The 16820-nt window shown below is 68.4% G+C and carries 19 protein-coding genes; 14 read left to right on the top strand and 5 right to left on the bottom strand.

The annotated features are described in order from the left end of the window. Nucleotides 1–17 precede the first annotated feature (17 nt). On the top strand, nucleotides 18–1850 hold the full coding sequence (locus tag ACFYRU_RS06130) for a glycoside hydrolase family 127 protein (RefSeq protein WP_387653517.1): 1833 nt from the start codon (nucleotides 18–20) through the stop codon (nucleotides 1848–1850). Nucleotides 1851–1885: 35 nt separating this feature from the next. Here ACFYRU_RS06130 and ACFYRU_RS06125 read toward each other — a convergent pair whose 3' ends face one another. After that, nucleotides 1886–3094 (bottom strand): TerC family protein, encoded by a 1209-nt coding sequence (locus tag ACFYRU_RS06125; protein WP_387653514.1) that lies wholly within the window; start codon nucleotides 3092–3094, stop codon nucleotides 1886–1888. A 101-nt stretch (nucleotides 3095–3195) separates the two neighbouring features. Between ACFYRU_RS06125 and ACFYRU_RS06120 the strand changes: the two genes are divergently transcribed. Together ACFYRU_RS06120 and ACFYRU_RS06115 are read left to right on the top strand one after the other, a co-directional pair. Beyond that, the gene (locus ACFYRU_RS06120; RefSeq protein ID WP_387653511.1) at nucleotides 3196–3804 is read left to right on the top strand and encodes a TetR/AcrR family transcriptional regulator; all 609 of its coding nucleotides are present in this window, start codon (nucleotides 3196–3198) and stop codon (nucleotides 3802–3804) included. A 68-nt stretch (nucleotides 3805–3872) separates the two neighbouring features. Further along, the gene (locus ACFYRU_RS06115) at nucleotides 3873–5387 is read left to right on the top strand and encodes an FAD-dependent monooxygenase (RefSeq protein WP_387653509.1); all 1515 of its coding nucleotides are present in this window, start codon (nucleotides 3873–3875) and stop codon (nucleotides 5385–5387) included. On the opposite strand, the gene ACFYRU_RS06110 is transcribed toward ACFYRU_RS06115, so the two are convergent. Further along, entirely contained in the window at nucleotides 5354–5917 is a 564-nt protein-coding gene (locus tag ACFYRU_RS06110) for a helix-turn-helix domain-containing protein (protein ID WP_387653506.1), read from the bottom strand. The two genes, ACFYRU_RS06115 and ACFYRU_RS06110, sit on opposite strands and share 34 nt — an antisense overlap. Nucleotides 5918–5955: 38 nt before the next feature. Between ACFYRU_RS06110 and ACFYRU_RS06105 the strand changes: the two genes are divergently transcribed. Beyond that, nucleotides 5956–6477: a GNAT family N-acetyltransferase gene (locus tag ACFYRU_RS06105; protein WP_387653503.1), complete on the top strand. Its 522-nt coding sequence runs from the start codon at nucleotides 5956–5958 to the stop codon at nucleotides 6475–6477. On the opposite strand, the gene ACFYRU_RS06100 is transcribed toward ACFYRU_RS06105, so the two are convergent. After that, entirely contained in the window at nucleotides 6474–7118 is a 645-nt protein-coding gene (locus ACFYRU_RS06100) for a M15 family metallopeptidase (RefSeq protein ID WP_387653500.1), read from the bottom strand. The genes ACFYRU_RS06105 and ACFYRU_RS06100 overlap by 4 nt on opposite strands. Before the next feature lie 112 nt (nucleotides 7119–7230). On the opposite strand from ACFYRU_RS06100, the gene ACFYRU_RS06095 reads away from it, so the two are divergent. Further along, entirely contained in the window at nucleotides 7231–7734 is a 504-nt protein-coding gene (locus tag ACFYRU_RS06095) for a GNAT family N-acetyltransferase (RefSeq protein WP_387653497.1), read from the top strand. Here the strand turns inward: ACFYRU_RS06095 and ACFYRU_RS06090 are convergent. Both ACFYRU_RS06090 and ACFYRU_RS06085 read right to left on the bottom strand, forming a co-directional pair. Continuing rightward, nucleotides 7731–8423 (bottom strand): hypothetical protein, encoded by a 693-nt coding sequence (locus ACFYRU_RS06090; protein ID WP_387653494.1) that lies wholly within the window; start codon nucleotides 8421–8423, stop codon nucleotides 7731–7733. The genes ACFYRU_RS06095 and ACFYRU_RS06090 overlap by 4 nt on opposite strands. A gap of 39 nt (nucleotides 8424–8462) precedes the next feature. After that, complete coding sequence (locus ACFYRU_RS06085; RefSeq protein ID WP_387653492.1) at nucleotides 8463–9389, bottom strand: M23 family metallopeptidase; 927 nt, start codon at nucleotides 9387–9389, stop codon at nucleotides 8463–8465. 339 nt (nucleotides 9390–9728) lie between these two features. Between ACFYRU_RS06085 and ACFYRU_RS06080 the strand changes: the two genes are divergently transcribed. From ACFYRU_RS06080 to ACFYRU_RS06040, 9 genes are all read left to right on the top strand, one after another. Further along, the gene (locus ACFYRU_RS06080) at nucleotides 9729–9803 is read left to right on the top strand and encodes a putative leader peptide (RefSeq protein ID WP_355483003.1); all 75 of its coding nucleotides are present in this window, start codon (nucleotides 9729–9731) and stop codon (nucleotides 9801–9803) included. A 75-nt stretch (nucleotides 9804–9878) separates the two neighbouring features. Next, nucleotides 9879–10772 (top strand): amino acid ABC transporter permease, encoded by an 894-nt coding sequence (locus ACFYRU_RS06075; protein WP_387653489.1) that lies wholly within the window; start codon nucleotides 9879–9881, stop codon nucleotides 10770–10772. Then, nucleotides 10769–11521 (top strand): amino acid ABC transporter ATP-binding protein, encoded by a 753-nt coding sequence (locus tag ACFYRU_RS06070; protein ID WP_387653486.1) that lies wholly within the window; start codon nucleotides 10769–10771, stop codon nucleotides 11519–11521. Before ACFYRU_RS06075 ends, ACFYRU_RS06070 begins: the two co-directional genes overlap by 4 nt. A 3-nt stretch (nucleotides 11522–11524) precedes the next feature. Then, on the top strand, nucleotides 11525–12463 hold the full coding sequence (locus tag ACFYRU_RS06065) for an ABC transporter substrate-binding protein (protein ID WP_387653484.1): 939 nt from the start codon (nucleotides 11525–11527) through the stop codon (nucleotides 12461–12463). A gap of 9 nt (nucleotides 12464–12472) precedes the next feature. Next, nucleotides 12473–13411, top strand: a complete 939-nt coding sequence (locus ACFYRU_RS06060; RefSeq protein WP_387653481.1) for an ABC transporter substrate-binding protein — start codon at nucleotides 12473–12475, stop codon at nucleotides 13409–13411. A 14-nt stretch (nucleotides 13412–13425) separates the two neighbouring features. After that, nucleotides 13426–14481 (top strand): NADPH-dependent FMN reductase, encoded by a 1056-nt coding sequence (gene ssuE, locus ACFYRU_RS06055; RefSeq protein WP_387653478.1) that lies wholly within the window; start codon nucleotides 13426–13428, stop codon nucleotides 14479–14481. Continuing rightward, nucleotides 14478–15098 (top strand): LLM class flavin-dependent oxidoreductase, encoded by a 621-nt coding sequence (locus ACFYRU_RS06050; RefSeq protein ID WP_387653476.1) that lies wholly within the window; start codon nucleotides 14478–14480, stop codon nucleotides 15096–15098. Before ssuE ends, ACFYRU_RS06050 begins: the two co-directional genes overlap by 4 nt. Then, complete coding sequence (locus ACFYRU_RS06045; protein WP_387653473.1) at nucleotides 15095–15499, top strand: hypothetical protein; 405 nt, start codon at nucleotides 15095–15097, stop codon at nucleotides 15497–15499. The genes ACFYRU_RS06050 and ACFYRU_RS06045 overlap by 4 nt, the downstream gene beginning before the upstream one ends. Further along, nucleotides 15496–16812 carry an NtaA/DmoA family FMN-dependent monooxygenase gene (locus ACFYRU_RS06040; protein ID WP_387653470.1) on the top strand — a complete coding sequence of 439 codons (1317 nt, stop codon included), beginning with the start codon at nucleotides 15496–15498 and terminating at the stop codon, nucleotides 16810–16812. Before ACFYRU_RS06045 ends, ACFYRU_RS06040 begins: the two co-directional genes overlap by 4 nt. Nucleotides 16813–16820 lie beyond the last annotated feature (8 nt).

Raw genomic sequence — 16820 nt, 5'->3', positions numbered from 1 at the left:
CCCAGGAGATACGCCCTATGACCTCGCGCAGCCCCGCCGCCACCACGAAGGGCCGCCGGCACCCCCTCGGACTCGACCAGGTCCGCATCTCCGGCGGTTTCTGGGCGCCGCGGCAGGCGCGGAACGGCGCCGGCGCGATCCCCAGCGGCCAGGACCAGTTGGAGAAGGCCGGCAACCTGCAGAACCTCCGGCTCGCCGCCGGTGTCGGCGAAGGCGAGGCGATCGGCCCGGTGTTCGCCGACTCGGACGTCTACAAGTGGCTCGAGGCCGCCGCCTGGGAGTACGGCCGCAACCCAGACGACGACCTGCTGAAGCGGATCCGCGACCTGACCGCGGTGGTCGCCGCCGCACAGCGCGAGGACGGCTACCTCGACTCGGTCGTCCAGCTCCGCTACGGCGACGAGGGCCGGTACCAAGAACTCGTCTGGAGCCACGAGCACTACTGCGCCGGGCACCTGATCCAGGCCGCGGTCGCGCAGGTCCGCTGCACCGGCGACCGGGCACTGCTCGACGTCGCGACTAAGCTCGCCGACCACCTGCACGCGACCTTCGGCGACGGGAAGACCGTCGACGTCGACGGCCACCCGGTGATCGAGATGGCGCTCGTCGAGTTGTACCGGGAGACCGGGACGGCGGCGTACCTGGAGCTCGCGAAGTGGTTCGTCGACGCCCGCGGGCACGGGATCATCGAGCGGCACGGGCACTCGCCGACGTACTTCTCCGACCGGGTTCCGGTCCGCGAGGCAACGACCGTCGAGGGCCACTCGGTCCGCGCGGTCTACCTGGCCGCGGGTGCCGCCGATGTCGCGTTGGAGACCGGTGATGCCGAGTTGCTCGACGCGCTGAAGGTGCAGTTCGACCACATGTGGTCCACCAAGACGTACGTCACCGGCGGGCTGGGTGCCCGTTGGGAGGGCGAGGCGTTCGGTGACGAGTACGAGCTGCCGGCGGACCGTGCGTACGCGGAGACGTGTGCCGCGATCGGTGGCATCCAGTGGGCGTGGCGGATGCTGCTCGCGACGGGGGAGGCGGCGTACGGCGATGCGATCGAACGCATGCTGTACAACGGTTTCCTGGCCGGGGTTTCGCTTTCCGGAACGGAATACTTCTACGTCAACCCGCTGCAGTTGCGCGGAGCGGCGCATGCCGACAACGGGCGCAGTCCGGCGCACGGGCGGCGCGGCTGGTTCGACTGCGCGTGCTGCCCGCCGAACATCATGCGCACGCTCGCCAGCCTCGACAGCTACCTGGCAACCACGACGGACGACGCGATCCAGCTCCACCAGTACGCAGCCGGTGTGATCAAGTCCGGCGACATCGAACTCACGGTCGCGACGAACTACCCGTGGGACGGCACGGTCCGCATCACGAGTGCAACGCCGGCCACTGTCGATCTCCGCATTCCTGGGTGGGCGGAGGGTGCGACTCTCAATGGACGTCCGGTGGACGCGGGTGGATACGTGCGGGCGGAGGGGACCGAGATCGAACTGGTCCTACCGATGACACCGCGCGTGGTGGGTGCGGATCCGCGGATCGACGCCGTACGGGGGTGTGTCGCGCTCGAACGCGGGCCGCTCGTGTATGCGGTCGAGCAGGAGGACAACGCCGCGAACGTCGATGACCTGCACCTCGTACCTGGGACTCCTGTCGCGGAGGCGACGGATCTCCTGGACGGGGTGACTGTCCTGAGAGCCCAGGGACGTGTCGGGACAGGGCACAAGCCTGGGTGGTCGTTCTTGCCTGCGGTGGCGGATTCTGTGGGCGAGGCTGTGGAGGTGGTGGCGGTTCCGTATTACGCGTGGGCGAACCGGGAGATCGGTGCCATGCGCGTCTGGCTGCCGCGGGGGTAAGGCGGCTGCCAGTCCGGCGGCGCCCAGTTGACGGGCTAGAGGCTCGGGCGGATGACGTGGTCGGCGTGGGCGGTGGAGTGCGCCTCGCCGACCTGGCGGCACAGGTCCATCAGATCGGCCTCGTTCAGTACGTGCTGCTTGGCCTTCGGGCCGAGTGCGGTGATGTGGTCGCGGGCCCGCAGCAGTCGCTGGAACACCCGCTCCCGTTCCGCCGGGTCGTCGGTGTACTCCGGGTCGAGGTACGCGGTGGCGTCCCGGCGGATGTGGGCCATCGCGGTCTGCGTCCGCCCGCGGGTGCTGAGCAGCGACGCGAAGATCGTGATCAGCAGCACCACCAGGATGACGGCCAGCGAGAGGCCGGTACTGATCTCGCCGACCTCGACGTGTTCGCCGTCGTTCACGAACGGCAGGTTGTTCTCGTGCAGCGCGTGCAGGATCAGCTTGGCGCCGATGAAGACCAGGATCGCGGCCAGCCCGAACGACAGGTAGATCAGCCGGTCGAGCAGCCCGTCCAGCAGGAAGAACAGTTGCCGCAGACCGAGCAGGCTGAACGCGGTCGCGGTGAACACGACATACACGTTCTGCGTCAGGCCGAAGATCGCCGGGATCGAGTCCAGCGCGAACATCAGGTCGGTGGCGCCGATCGCGACCATCACGAGCAGCATCGGCGTCAGCATCCGGCGCCCGTCGACCCGCGTCGTCAGCCGGTCGCCGTCGTACTCCTCGGCGGTCCGGAACACCCGGCGGGCCAGCCGGACGACCAGGTTCTGCGCCTGGTGGGACTCCTCGGTCTCCGGCTTGAGCATGTTCCCGGCGGTCAGCAGCAGCGCGATGCCGAACAGGTAGAACACCCAGGAAAACGTGTGCAGCAACGCGGAACCGACGAAGATGAAGGCGGCCCGGGCGATCAGGCTGACCACGATCCCGACCAGCAGCACCTTCTGCTGGTTCTCCCTGGGCACCCGGAAGCCGGTCATGATGATCAAGAACACGAACAGGTTGTCGACCGACAAGGCCTTCTCGGTGATGTACCCGGCGAAGTACTCCGAGCCCATCTGGGTCCCGCCGAGCACCAACGTGCCGAGCCCGAACAGGATCGCGATCCCGACGTACACCGCCGACCAGACGGCAGCCTCGCGCAGTGTCGGTACGTGCGCCGAGCGGACATGGAAGAAGTAGTCGAACAGCAGCAGGCCGGCGATCGCCAGCAGCGTCAGCACCCAGACCAGCGGCGACACCGTCATGTGCTTACCCAACCATGGGCGACAGCGGGGTCTGCCCAGCTTCCAGAAAATTGCCTAAAAGGCATCTTTGCTCTTTAGGCAATTTCTGCTACCTTCGAGACATGGCCGAAGGACTGCGGGAGCGGAAGAAGCAGGAGACGCGGATCGCGTTGAGCTGGGCAGCGGTCCGGCTCGCCGTCGAGCGCGGGTACGGCAACGTGCGGATCGAGGACATCGCCGCCGAGGCCGGGGTCTCGCTGCGGACGTTCCGCAACTACTTCGACAGCAAGGCGGACGCGATCGCCGCGCGCGAGGTCGATCGCAGCCTGCGGATCGCCGAAGCGCTGCGGGCGCGCCCAGCGGACGAACCGTTGTGGGTGGCGATCCGTGCCGCGATCGAGGAGCACTACGCCCTCGGCGAGGAAGGCCACGGGGAACGGCGGCCGCCGGACGACAAGTGGCTGGCCGGGATCCGGTTGATGATGACCGAGCCCGCGCTACAGGGCGCGATCGTGCGCGCCTACACCCGGGCGAGCGCGGAGCTCGCCGCCGCCGTCGCCGATCGGACCGGGACGTCCGGGCTGTATCCGCGGCTGGTCGCCGAGGTGATCGGTGCGGCCCGGGCGGTCGTGACCGCCGAATGGCTGCGGGCCGATCCGCCACGATCGATCGCCGAACTGCTCTCGTCGGCGCTCGACCAGATCGAGGCCGGCCTGCCCGTCCCCGAATAACCAACTCGAACAACCTGACCCTGGCGGTCGCCGGGGTGGTCAGTCATGCCCAAATGTGGAGGGGTGTCATGGATACCGATGTCGTCGTTGCGGGTGCCGGCCCGAACGGATTGATGCTGGCGAGCGAACTGCGGCTGGCCGGAGTGCGGCCGATCGTGATCGAGAAGCTGCCGGAACGCAGCACAGTGCCGAAGGCGAACGGCCTGGTCGGCCAGGTCGTCCGGATGCTCGACCGGCGCGGACTCTACGAGCGGTTGAGCGGTACGACAGGCACGCCGCAGCCCGCACCAGGTTTCGTCTTCGGCGCGATGCCGCTCCGGCTCGAGCTGCTCGAGGAGAACCCGGTCTACCTGCTGCCGATGCCGCAGGTGCGGATCGAGGAAGTGCTACAGGAACGCGCGCTCGAACTCGGCGCGGAGATTCGGCGCGGACACGAACTGCTCGGCTGCACCCAGGACGAGGACGGTGTGACGGTCACACTTGCCGGTCCGGACGGCGAGTACCAGCTGCGCGCCCGGTACCTGGTCGGTGCCGACGGCGGGCACAGCGTGGTCCGGAAACTCGCCGGAATCGACTTTCCGGGTGTCACCAACGACACGGCGGTGTCGCGCACCGGAAGCGCGGAGGTGCCGGCGGAGTACGTCCGGGGCGGCCTGCTGCACATCCCGGGGTACGGCGCGGTGCCGCCGTTCCTGCACCAGCGCACCGAGCGTGGCATGTTCGTCTGGGCGCCGTTCCCGGGCCGGCTGCCGGCCGTCAGCACCGTCGAGTGGGACACGCCGCCGGACGGCGAGATGACGTTCCAGGAACTGCAGGACAGTACGGATCGGGTGCTCGGCGTCCACCTTCCGTTGGTCGAGCCAACGGGTGACGGGGTTCGGCAGCTCCGCCGGCTGGTCGGTGGGAACAGTCGGCTGGCTTCGAGCTTCCGTTCCGGACGGGTGCTGCTGGTCGGCGATGCCGCCCACGTGCACTCCGCGATCGGTGGGCAGGGGCTGAACCTCGGCCTGCAGGATGTGGTGAACCTGGCCTGGAAGGTGGCGGCCGAGGTGCAGGGCTGGGCGCCGCGCGGGCTGCTCGACACGTACGAGGCCGAGCGCCGGCCGGTCGCCGAACGGGTGCTGATGCACACCCAGGCGCAGACCGCATTGATTGCACCGGGCAACGATGTGACTGCGCTGCGGCAGTTGTTCGGCGAGTTTCTGGAGGATTCCGCAAACGTCCAGCGGCTCGCGGAACTGATTTCCGGCGCCGACATCCGCTACGCCGCGGGTACGCATCCGCTGGTCGGTCGCTGGGCGCCGGATCTGCTGGTCGACTCGACCCGGCTGGCCGAGCTGATGCGGTCGGGCCGCCCGTTGCTCGTCGACCTGACCCCGGGCGGCGCCTTCGCGGGAACAGATGTTCCGGACCACGTCGAGGTCGTGAACGGGCAAGGCGCCCGGCCGATCGCGTTGTTGATCCGGCCGGACGGGTACGTCGCGTGGGCCGCCGAGCAGGACGGGGAGGCCGAGCGGGACGAGTTGCGAGCCGCGCTCGAGCAGTGGTTTCAGGCTCGGCCCTTGACCAGCGCTACCAGGTAGCGGCAGGGCGCCGTACCGGGATTGTGGAAGGTCGTCGCCGACGGTGGGCCGAGTTGCAGACAGTCGCCGGCGTGCAGTTCGTGCACTTGCGATCCCTCGTGGAACCGGAGGTTTCCGTCGAGGATCCAGAGTTGCTGGTACTTGAAGATGTACGCGTCGGCCGGGTACGACACCGACGCACCGGGCGGCAACTCCACCTCCACCAACTCGAGTGGGCTGTCGGTCACCGGGGACACCGCGCGGCGGTGGTACCCGGTGACCGGGTCCGTCCAGACCGGCTGGTCGGCCGCGCGGCGGAGCAGGTCTCCGGTGTTCTCCGCGCGGGCGACGAGTTCGGACAGTGTCATACCGAGAGCGCCGGAAAGCTTCCCGAGCAGTACGGCGGTGGGCTGCGCCTCGGCCCGTTCGATCTTCCCGATCATCGCCCGGGACACCCCGGACCGTTCCGCGAGCGCGTTCACGGACAGGTCCTGCGCGACCCGCGCCTGCTGCACGGTGCTGGCCAGGGAACGAGACAGATCGTCAATCACGTTGCCACTATAGCGGCAGTTGTGGCTACTATCGTGGCATGGTTCAGATCAGAGACGCCTCGGCCGCCGACGCGGAGGCCTGTGCGGCGATCTACGCGCCCTATGTCACCGGTACGGCGATCAGCTTCGAACTCGAGCCGCCGACGACCGCCGAGATGGCCGAGCGGATCGTGAAGGCCGTTGCCACCCACGCCTGGCTGGTCCTCGAGGACGACGGCCGGGTCGTCGGGTACGCGTACGGCGGGCCGATGAAACCGCGTCCGGCGTACCGCTGGTCCTGCGAGGTCAGCGTCTACGTCAGCCCGACCCATCACCGCACCGGCGCCGGCCGCAAGCTGTACGACGCTCTGTTCGAGCGGCTGATCGCCCGCGGCTACCGCACCGCCATCGCGGGTGTAACGCTGCCGAACCCGGCGAGCGAAGCCCTGCACAAGTCACTCGGCTTCGAACCGATCGGCATCTACCGCAACATCGGCTGGAAACACGACAACTGGCACGATGTCGCGTGGTCCCACCGCCCGCTGGCCCAGTTGCCGGACCCGCCCGAAGAACCGCGCTAACGCGTCGGGTCGGTCATCGGCGGGCAGGTGCCGCCCGGGGTGGTGGCGAGTTCGAAGTGCCAGATCTCGTTGGTGTAGGTCCGGCACAGGCCGTAGCGGTTGCCCTTGCGCTGCAGCCAGTCGTCGGCGGCGGTGGGGCCGATGTCGACCGCGTGGCCGGTGATGTGGTGCGACTTGCTCGGATCGGCGACGTACTCGAGTGCCTTCTTCCTGCTGCCGTACTTGACGATCGCCTTCTGCAGCAGCTCTTCCTGGTACTTCCTGCTCCGCCAGCCGGTGGTGACCTGCATCCGGATACCGTCCGCCTGCATCGCGGTCTCGGCCTCCTGGACCGCCTTGCGCAGCGCCGGATCGAGCTTCGCGATCCCGGGCAGGTCGGTGTCGAACGCGGACGTGTGGTCAGGCAGTACGCCGTCCTCCGCGTTCGGCGGACCCTTGTGGGTCGGTGCCGCGCCGGTGCTCGAGCCGCCCTTGGAGGGCCGGTCGCTCTTGGCGGTCGACGTACTCGTGGCCGGCGGCTCGTTCTGGGCCGAGACCGCCGAACAGGCGGCCATTGTGAGACCGACGACGGCGGCAACGATCGCGAAGCCTGGAAGGATGCTCAGCCGGCGTTCGCGATGACGGATTCGACTGGTCAGCATGCCGACCAGTCCATCGAAACCGATGTTGCCGGACCGTCTGCCGTTTCCGATACGTTTTCGATACAGCTGACCCGGCAGGCAGTTGGCCCGGTTGCGGGGTGAGGATGGTCCGGTGAGTGACGAGCGCCGTGCGGACCGGGTGACAGTGCGACAGGGTGTCGAGGAGGACGACGCGGCGCTGCTCGCGATCGAACGGGTGGCGTGGGACGCGACGTCCGGGTTCCCGTCGTACGGCGAGACCCTGGCGGACACGTTCTTCACCCGCACCGGACCGGAGGCGCACCTCGTCGCGGAGTACGACGGGAAGGTGGTCGGGTACCTCCGGCTGCAGGACAAGTACCCGTTCCCGGAGGGCGCCGGCGTACTCGCGATCAACGGCATCGCCGTCGCACCGGACGCCCGCCGCCTGGGCGTCGCCAACGCGCTGATGGAGGCGACCACCGAAGAGGCCCGCCGCCGCGGCGCCCGCAAGATCAGCCTCCACGTCCACCACGTGAACGAAAAAGCCCGCCGCCTCTACGAACGCCACGGCTACGTCATAGAAGGAATCCACCCCGCCGAATTCCTCATCGAGGGCACCCCAATAGACGCCCTCGACATGGCCAAAACCCTCTAACGACTGATCACCGGCGAGAAGACGTTCCAGATGCTGCTCGTACCAGCCACATAGACGCGGTAGCGCCGGGTCCGGTTCGGGGAGTAGTTGTACGTCACCTGTCCGACGCTGTCGGTGGTCACGTACGCCAGTCCCTTCCAGGTCGTCGAACCGATGTCCTGGTACTGGATCAGCACCTGCTTGTTCGCCCACCGTACGTAGCGACTGCTGTTCGGCCGCCAGTACGAAACGGTGGTGAGCAGCGCCGTCCGGCTTCCCTTGCGCCCACCGGTCAGCGCGGCCACGGAGGCGCACCTAGAGACCGACGTTGCCGACGCAAGGTCCGCAACCTTGACGCCGTTGAAATCCGTCGCGCCCCCGGCCGGCTTCCAGGCAACCGTGCCGATCGGCGGCACCTCTCCGAGCACGGTGAAGCTGACCTCGCGGGCGTGGTTCAGGAACTGGAGCCGTCCCTCGGGGTACGTGGTCGCCGCGGGTGTGCTCTTCCACACGGCGGTGTTGATCGTCGCGGGGCAGTTCGATCCGAGCTTGGCGACGAAGTTGTTGTTCGTCGCGCCGATGGACAGCCGTGACGGAACGACGAGCGAGCAGGTCGCGGTCGTTTGTTGGGGCGCGGCTTGGGCGGGTTGGGTGGCGATCAGACCGGCCGCCACGAGAGTGACGGCCGGTGCGATGGTTCTGAGCTTCAAGAGTTCCCCCTCTTCGAAGTGACGGGGGAACGTTAGCCCTTACGGGTTCAGGCCGTGGTCGCGGAGCCAGGGTTCGGGGTCGATGGGGGCGCCGCCGTTGGGGAGGACCTCGAAGTGGACGTGGGGGCCGGTGGTGTTGCCGGTGATGCCGATCCGGCCGACCATGGTGCCGGCCTGGACCGAGTCGCCGACCGAGACGTCGAACTCGGACATGTGGCTGTACGACGTGACCGTGCCGTCGGCGTGCCGGACCTTCACCTGGCGGCCGTACGCGCCTTCCCAGTCGGCCTGGATGACCTCGCCGGCCATCACCGAGCGGACCGGCGTACCGATCGGGGCCGCGAAGTCGAGGCCGGTGTGGTTGTGTGCCCAGCGGCCGCCGGCCTGGTTGAACCGCGCGGTCAGGTGGTAACCGGTGGTCGGCAGCACGATCTTCGGCGCGGCGGCCTTCGCGATCGCGGCGCGCTCGGCGACGGCAGCTGCCGCGGCCTTCGCAGCGGGGAGAGCCTTGGCGCTGTCGGCGGCCTTCTTCGCGGCGGTGGCCTTGGCTGCGGCCAGGGCGAGCGCCCGGCGCTGCGTCAGCGTCGCGTTCGCGGCGAGCTTCTCGGCGCGCTGCCGTGCGGCGCTCGAGGCGGCCGCCTTCTGCGCGTCGTCGAGCGACAGGTCGATCCGGGACGCGTCCCGGGAGCCGAGGTCGCGCCGGTCGACGCGGGCGGCGACCAGCGCGTCGGCCAGGGCCGGGCTCAGGCCGGTCCCGGTGTTCGAGGTGCCCGGGCCGGAGGCGGCCGAGCTGAGGCCGACGGTGGTGGTGCCGGCCGCGGCCGCGAGGGCGGCGGTCAGGCCGATGAGCTGATTACGGCGGGTGAAGCCGCGACGGGAGAAACGGTGCTTGGCCACCCGGCGCGAGGCAGCCGGACGACTGGACGCCTGCCGATCTGCGTTCGGCGCGTCTTGGTGCTTGGGCACGAGAAGCCTTCCAGGGGAGGGGATTCCACCGGTGAGGGGTCCGGCGGCTCAACGACCATAACGACGAGGTCACGAACTCCTCAAACACAGGTTGCGAAAAGTTGAACGAAATCGACCACGCTCAGTGAGGGCGTCCTGTCGCCCGGTGGATGCTCAGGCGTGCCGCCGGCCGGCAACAAAGGCGGCTCTGGCGTGACGCGGATCACTCGAACTTTGGCGCCGAGCAGGCCCTCCGGGCCGGTATAAGCCGTCCATATATTGAGAGCTTTGTCGACCCACTTACTATTCTTTCGAGCTCGTCCCATACTGAACTGACACGAGCGACGAGAGGGGACGGGCATGACGCGCAAGCCGCCGTACTACCGCCTCCACATCGACCTGCTCCGGGTCTCCAGCGCCCTCTGTCTGCGCTGATCCGCGCCGTCATCCTCATTTCTGCCCTTCGCCGCCGAAGGGCCCGCGAAGCGTGCCCACCGCCAGGGAGTCATCGTGTCCACTACTTCAGTCACGCCTGCGTCCGGTACGACCGGACCACCTGTCACCGCGGTACTGCCCGAGTCCGAGCTGCCGGTCGTCGCCCGCCGGCACCCGTGGCGCTGGGTCGGTGTCGCCGCCGTACTCGTCCTGCTCGCGATGTTCGGCCACGGACTCGCGACCAATCCGGGCTGGGACTGGCCGACGTTCTTCCAGTTCTTCGCCACCCGGACGATCTTCTCCGCGCTCTGGGTGACCGTGCAGTTGACGGTCTACGGAACGGTTCTCGGGTTCGTACTCGGCGCCGTACTGGCCTCGATGCGCCTGTCCAGCAGCCCGTTCCTGCAAGTAGTTGCCTGGGGCTACATCTGGGCGTTCCGCTCGATCCCGTTGATCGTGCAGCTGCTGTTCTGGTTCAACATCGCCTATCTGTACAAGGAACTCAGCCTCGGCATCCCGTTCGGCCCGGAGTTCGTGCACTTCAGTACGAACAACCTGTTCGGTCCGCTCGGCGCCGCCGTCCTCGGGCTGGCGTTGCACCAGGCCGCGTACGCCGCGGAGATCATCCGGGGCGGAATCATCTCCGTGGACGCCGGGCAGACCGAGGCGGCGGCCGCGCTCGGGATCCCGAAACTGCGGCAGTTCTTCCGGATCGTGTTGCCGCAGGCGATGCGCTCGATCCTGCCGAACGGCGCGAACGAGGTGATCAGCCTGTTCAAGGGCACGTCGATCGTGTCGGTGATGGCGATCCCGGAGCTCTTCTACCAGGTGCAGGTGATCTACGGCCGGAACAGCCGGGTCGTACCGCTGCTGATGGTCGCCACGGTCTGGTACATCGTCCTGACGACGCTGCTGTCGATCGTGCAGTACTACGTGGAACGCCGGTTCGCCCGAGGGACGACGCGATGATCGACGTGCGCGGAGTACACAAGAGCTTCGGCGATCTCGAAGTACTGAAGGGGATCGACCTCGAGGTACCGGCCGGCGACGTGACCGTGATCCTCGGGCCGTCCGGGTCCGGGAAGTCGACGCTGCTGCGCGCGATCAACCATCTGGAGAAGGTGGACCGCGGGCTGATCCGGATCGACGGCGAGCTGATCGGCTACCGGCGGCGCGGCGACAAGCTGCACGAACTGCGGGAGCGGGAGATCCTCCGGCAGCGCTCGCAGGTCGGGTTCGTGTTCCAGACGTTCAACCTGTTCGCGCATCTGACCGTGCTGGAGAACGTCGTCGAGGCGCCGGTGTCGGCGCAGCGGCGCAAGCGCGGCGAGGTCGAGGCGTACGCGCGGGAGTTGCTGGAACGGGTCGGCGTCGGCGACAAGGCCGACGCGTATCCGCGGCAGCTGTCCGGCGGCCAGCAGCAACGGGTCGCGATCGCCCGGGCGCTGGCGCTGAAACCGAAGGTGCTGTTGTTCGACGAGCCGACCAGCGCGCTCGACCCGGAACTCGTCGGCGAGGTCCTCGACGTGATCAAGGAACTCGCGCGGGACGGCGCCACGATGGTCGTCGTCACCCACGAGATCGGCTTCGCCCGGGAGATCGCCGACACGGTGGTCTTCATCGACGGCGGCCGGATCGTCGAATCGGGTCCACCGCGCGACGTGCTCGACAACCCTGTCCACGAACGCACTCGCGCGTTCATCTCGAAGGTGCTCTGACTGATGAAACGGCTTCTTGTCCTTTCCCTTGCGTTGCTCACGCTCGCCGGTTGCGGCGCGCAGGCGACTGCCTCCTCCTCCACCGATACCGGTGTGAACACGTCCGCTCAGCAGGACCGGGTGACCACGACGAAGAACGACGCGGCGGCCGCGTTGTTGCCGGCCGGGATCCGCGACCGCGGGACGTTGGTCGTCGGCGCCGGCTTCGGCAGCGGCAGCGTTCCGCTCGGCTTCTACGCCGACGACAACAAGACCCCGATCGGCCTCGAGGTCGACATCGCGTACCTGGTCGCCGGCGCGCTCGGGCTGAAGCCGGAGATCGAGGTGACGAGCTGGGAGAACCTGTTCGTCGGCCTCGACTCGGCGAAGTACGACGTCGGGTTCTCGAACATCACGGTGACCGAGAAGCGCAAGCAGAAGTACGACTTCGCGACGTACCGCAAGGACGACATCGCGTTCGAGGCGAAGAAGGGTGGGACCTGGCGGGTGTCCAGCGGCAAGGACATCGCCGGGAAGACGATCGCGGTCGGCTCCGGGACGAACCAGGAGAAGATCCTGGTCGACTGGAACGAGGCGAACGTCAAGGCCGGGTTGCCCGCGGCAACCATCAAGTACTTCCAGAAGAACACCGACACCTACCTGGCGCTGAGCTCCGGGCGGATCGACGCGTACTTCGGCCCGAACCCGTCCGTCGCGTATCACGTGAAGACGTCCGGCGAGACCGAAACGATCGGGAAGTTCTCCGGCGCCGGCCCGAAGCTGCAGGGGCTGATCGCGGCGACCACGAAGAAGGACGACGGACTGGTGAAGGCGTTCCAGGCCGCGCTGAACGCGGTGATCGCGGACGGCAGCTACGCCAAGGTGCTGGCCCGCTGGAACGTCTCGAACGAGGCGGTCCAGACGTCCGAGATCAACCCGCCCGGCCTCCCGATCACGAGCTGAGGACGACTGATGAGAAGACATCTACTGCTGGTTTCCGTCGGGGTCCTGCTGCTCGGTGCGTGCGCCGATCCGCAGACCACCACCGCATCGAAGGAAATCGCGTTCGACACCTCGGCGACGCAGACCCACATCACTTCTGCGAAGGTGGACTCGATCGCCGCCGAACTGCCGGCCGCGGTACGGGACTCCGGGACGCTGGTGGTCGGCAACGGGTCGGCCGGTGGCGGGCAACCGCCGCTCGGTTTCACCGCCGACGACAACAAGACACCGATCGGTGTCGAGATCGACATCGCCTACCTGGTCGCGAGCGTGCTCGGGCTGAAGCCCGACATCGAGACGACCAGCTGGGAGAACCTGTTCCTCGGGCTCGACTCCGGGAAGTACCAGGTCGGGATCTCGAACATCGGCGTTTCCGAACTGCGCAAGGAGAAGTACGACTTCGCGTCGTACCGGCTCGGGCTGCACGCGTTCGAGGCGAAGCAGGGCTCCGGGCTGAAGGTCACCGGTCCGGCCGATGTCGCCGGGAAGACCGTTGCCGTCGGCTCCGGAACGCTGCAGGAGGCGATCCTGGTCGACTGGAGCAAGCAGAACGTCGCGGCCGGCCGCAAGCCCGTCAACATCAAGTACTACCAGCAGTCCGCCGACACGTACCTCGCGCTGCAGTCCGGCCGGATCGACCTGTACCTCGGCCCGAACCCGAACGCGTCGTACCACGTGGCCACCCAGCACCAGACCGAGATCGTCGGCACCGTCTCGTCCAGTTACCCGGTCCAGGGCCTGGTCGCGGTCGCGACGAAGAAGGACAACGGCCTGGTCAAGCCGCTCGCCGACGCGCTGAACGCGGCGATCGCCGACGGCAGCTACGCGAAGGTCCTGGCCAAGTGGGGTCTGCAGGCCGAGGCCGTCCCGAAGTCCTTGATCAACCCACCTGGCCTTCCGAAGAAGTAGGAGCGAGTTTTCCTATGGCGACCATCGCAACGATCTCCAGCAGTCCGTCGTTCTCCTCGCGCACCGACGCGGTCCTCGACCACGTCACCAAGCGGCTGATCAGCCACGGCCACACCGTGACGCCGATCGTGCTGCGCGACCTCCCGGCCGAGCCGCTGCTGCGCGGCGCGGCCGACGATCCAGCGATTTCCGCTGCTGCGGCGGTCCTGGAAGCCGCGGACGCCGTTGTCGTCACGACCCCGGTGTACAAGGCGGCGTACTCCGGTCTGCTCAAGGTTTTCCTCGACCTGTTGCCGCAGTACGCACTGAAGGGCAAGACAGTGTTGCCTTTGGCAACGGGTGGTACGCCCGCGCACGTGCTGGTGATCGACTACGCGCTCCGGCCGGTACTGACGAGCCTCGGCGCGGGCGCGATCGGGCAGGGGTGGTTCGTACTGTCGTCGCACATTCACGTGTACGACGGCGGCGGCCTGCTGCTCGATCCGGCGGCGTCCGTACCGCTCTACCAAGTGACGGAGGCGTTCCTCGCGACCGTCTCGGGCGAGCAGGCCGTCGAGAGTCCGCCGCTCCAGCTCGGCGCTGTCGAGGCGGTACGGGTGCGACCGGAGGATCCCGATGCGGCGCCGCTGCTGGCGGATCTGGTCGTCGAGTACAGCACGCGGTACGGGCGTACGAACGAGAACACCCAGCTGACCGAAGTACCGCCGTCGGACTTTCACCGTGAGCGCGGTGGCGCGTTCGTGCTGCTGCGGTACGGCGGTCAGACGGTGGCCGGTGGGGCGATCCGGCGGTACGACGACGAGACCGCCGAGGTGAAGCGGATGTGGACGTCGCAGCTGCACCGGCGGCAGGGGCTCGGTCGCCGGGTGCTGGCCGAACTGGAGGAGGCCGCCGCGGATCTGGGGTATCGGCGGCTCTACCTGACGACAGGGCCGCGGCAGCCGGAGGCGGCCGGCTTGTATCTGGCGGCGGGGTTCGCGCCGCAGTTCGACACCGCGGCAGATCCGGAATCGGTCGGGCCGCTGCCGTTCGTCAAGGACATCTCCGTCGCACTGAAGGTGGCGTCATGATCGTCGGGCTGGAGATCGACGGTGCGGGTGCGGATCCGGCGGCCTGGCGTGGGGCGGAGGTGGATCCGCGGGCGGTGCTGACCGGTGAGCTCGCGGTCCGCGCGGCGCAGCGGGCCGAGGCGGCCGGGGTCGATCTCGTGACGTTCGCCGATGCGTTGGAGGCGCCGGAGGACGTACGGGATCGGGTCAGCGTTCGGCTCGACGCGCTGGGGCTGGCGGCACGGGTCGCGCCGGTGACCGAGCGGATCGGGTTGTTGCCGACGATCACGGTCACGCACACGGAGCCGTTCCACGTGCAGGCCTCGGTGGCGACGCTCGATCACATCTCGGGTGGCCGGGCCGGATGGGTCGCCGACGTGTCCACGTCCGTCGAGGCGGCCGCGGTGGTCGGGCGGCGGGAGGTGGCGCCGGCTGCCGAAACCTGGCGGGAGGCGCGGTACGTGGTCGATGCCGGCCGGCGGTTGTGGGACTCGTGGGAGGACGACGCGATCATCCGTGACGCCTCGACCGGGCGGTACGTCGACCGGGACAGGCTGCACTACGTCGACTTCTCGGCGCCGACGTTTCCGTCAAGGGTCCGTCGATCGTTCCACGTCCTCCACAGGGGCATCCGGTGACGGCGGTCTTCGTTCGTACGCCGGAGGCGCTGGAGACCGCGGGTGACGCGGAGCTGGTGTTTTTGCCGGCCTCCGCCGACGTCGCCGCTCAGGTGCACGCACTACGGGACGGGAAGGCCGGAGCGGCGGCAGGCGGGCCGGTGGTGCTGGTTTCTGTGCCGGTACAGGGCGGTGAGGTCGAGGAGTTGCTCGGCGAGATCTTGCGGTGGGTCGAGGCGGGGCTGGACGGCGTACATCTGCGGCCGTCCTCGCTCGAGCTCGATGTGCCCGTGATCGCCGATCAGTTGCTGCCGGAGTTGCGGGCGCGAGGGCTGGTCGGACCGGCGGACCGCGGCGGGAGTCTGCGCGGGCGACTGGGACTCGGACGGCCGCGGAACACGTTTTCGGGGAGCGGACGATGACCAAGCAGATCCATCTGGCCGCGCACTTCCCGGGCGTCAACAACACCACGGTGTGGTCCGACCCGGCAGCCGGCTCGCAGATCGAGTTCGCCTCGTTCCGGAAGCTCGCGGAAACAGCGGAACGCGGCACCTTCGATTTCTTCTTCCTGGCCGAAGGACTCCGGCTCCGCGAGGTCAAGGGAAAGATCCACGACCTCGACGTCGTCGGCCGCCCCGAATCGCTGACCGTGCTCAGCGCACTCGCGGCGGTGACCACCCACCTCGGCCTGGCCGCGACCGTCAACTCGACCTTCAACGAACCGTACGAACTGGCGAAACGCCTCGCCACCCTCGACCACGTCTCCGGCGGACGCGCGGCCTGGAACGTCGTCACCTCCTGGGACGCGTTCACCGGCGAGAACTTCCGCCGCGGCGGCTACCTGGACAAGGCGGACCGGTACGTCCGCGCGCAGGAGTCGCTGCGGATCGTACGGAAACTCTGGGACTCCTGGACCGACGACGACCTCGTCCTCGACCAGGCGGCGGGAACGTTCGCCCGCGAAGGCGCTGGGGCCTTCGCGGACGACGGCCCGCACTTCAGCATCCGGGGACGATTCGGGTTGCCGCCGTCGCCGCAGGGCCGGCCGGTGATCATCCAGGCCGGGGACAGCGACGAAGGCCGGGAGTTCGCGGCCGCGAGTGCGGACGTGATCTTCAGCCGGCACGGGACGTTCGCGGCCGGGCAGACCTTCTACAAGGACGTGAAGTCGCGGCTGGCGAAGTACGGCCGGAGCGAGGACTCGCTGAAGATCATGCCCGCGGTGACGGTGGTGGTCGCCGACACGGACGCCGAGGCGATCGAGAAAGCGGCGTACATCCGGGAACAGCAGGTCTCCGGGCCGACCGCGCTGGTACTCGCGGAGTTGCTGTGGGGACGGGACCTGTCGGCGTACGACCCGGACGGGCCGTTGCCGGCCGAGGACCCGGTGGTCGGGTCGTCGGTGACGCAGGGCCGGGTCGGATACAACGACCCGTTCCCGATCGTTGCCGAATGGCGCGCACAGGCTGAGGCGCATGGATGGTCGTTGCGGCAGACCGTGATCAACCAGCAGAACCGCCAGACCTTCGTCGGTTCGCCGAGCACGGTCGCGGAAGCGGTCAACCGGCACGTGCAGGAAAACGCCGCGGACGGTTTCGTCCTCGTTCCGCATCTCACGCCCGGAGGCCTCGACGACTTCGTCGACCGGGTCGTCCCACTGCTCCGCGAGTACGGCGTCTTCCGGACCGAGTACAGCGGTACGACGCTGCGCGAGCACCTCGGGTTGTCGCGATGACGGTCTCC

This window comes from Kribbella sp. NPDC004536 (genome assembly GCF_042873835.1).
Lineage (GTDB): Bacteria > Actinomycetota > Actinomycetes > Propionibacteriales > Kribbellaceae > Kribbella.
Note: the sequence above shows the minus strand (reverse complement) of the source record. Positions and strands in the feature narration are given on the sequence as shown.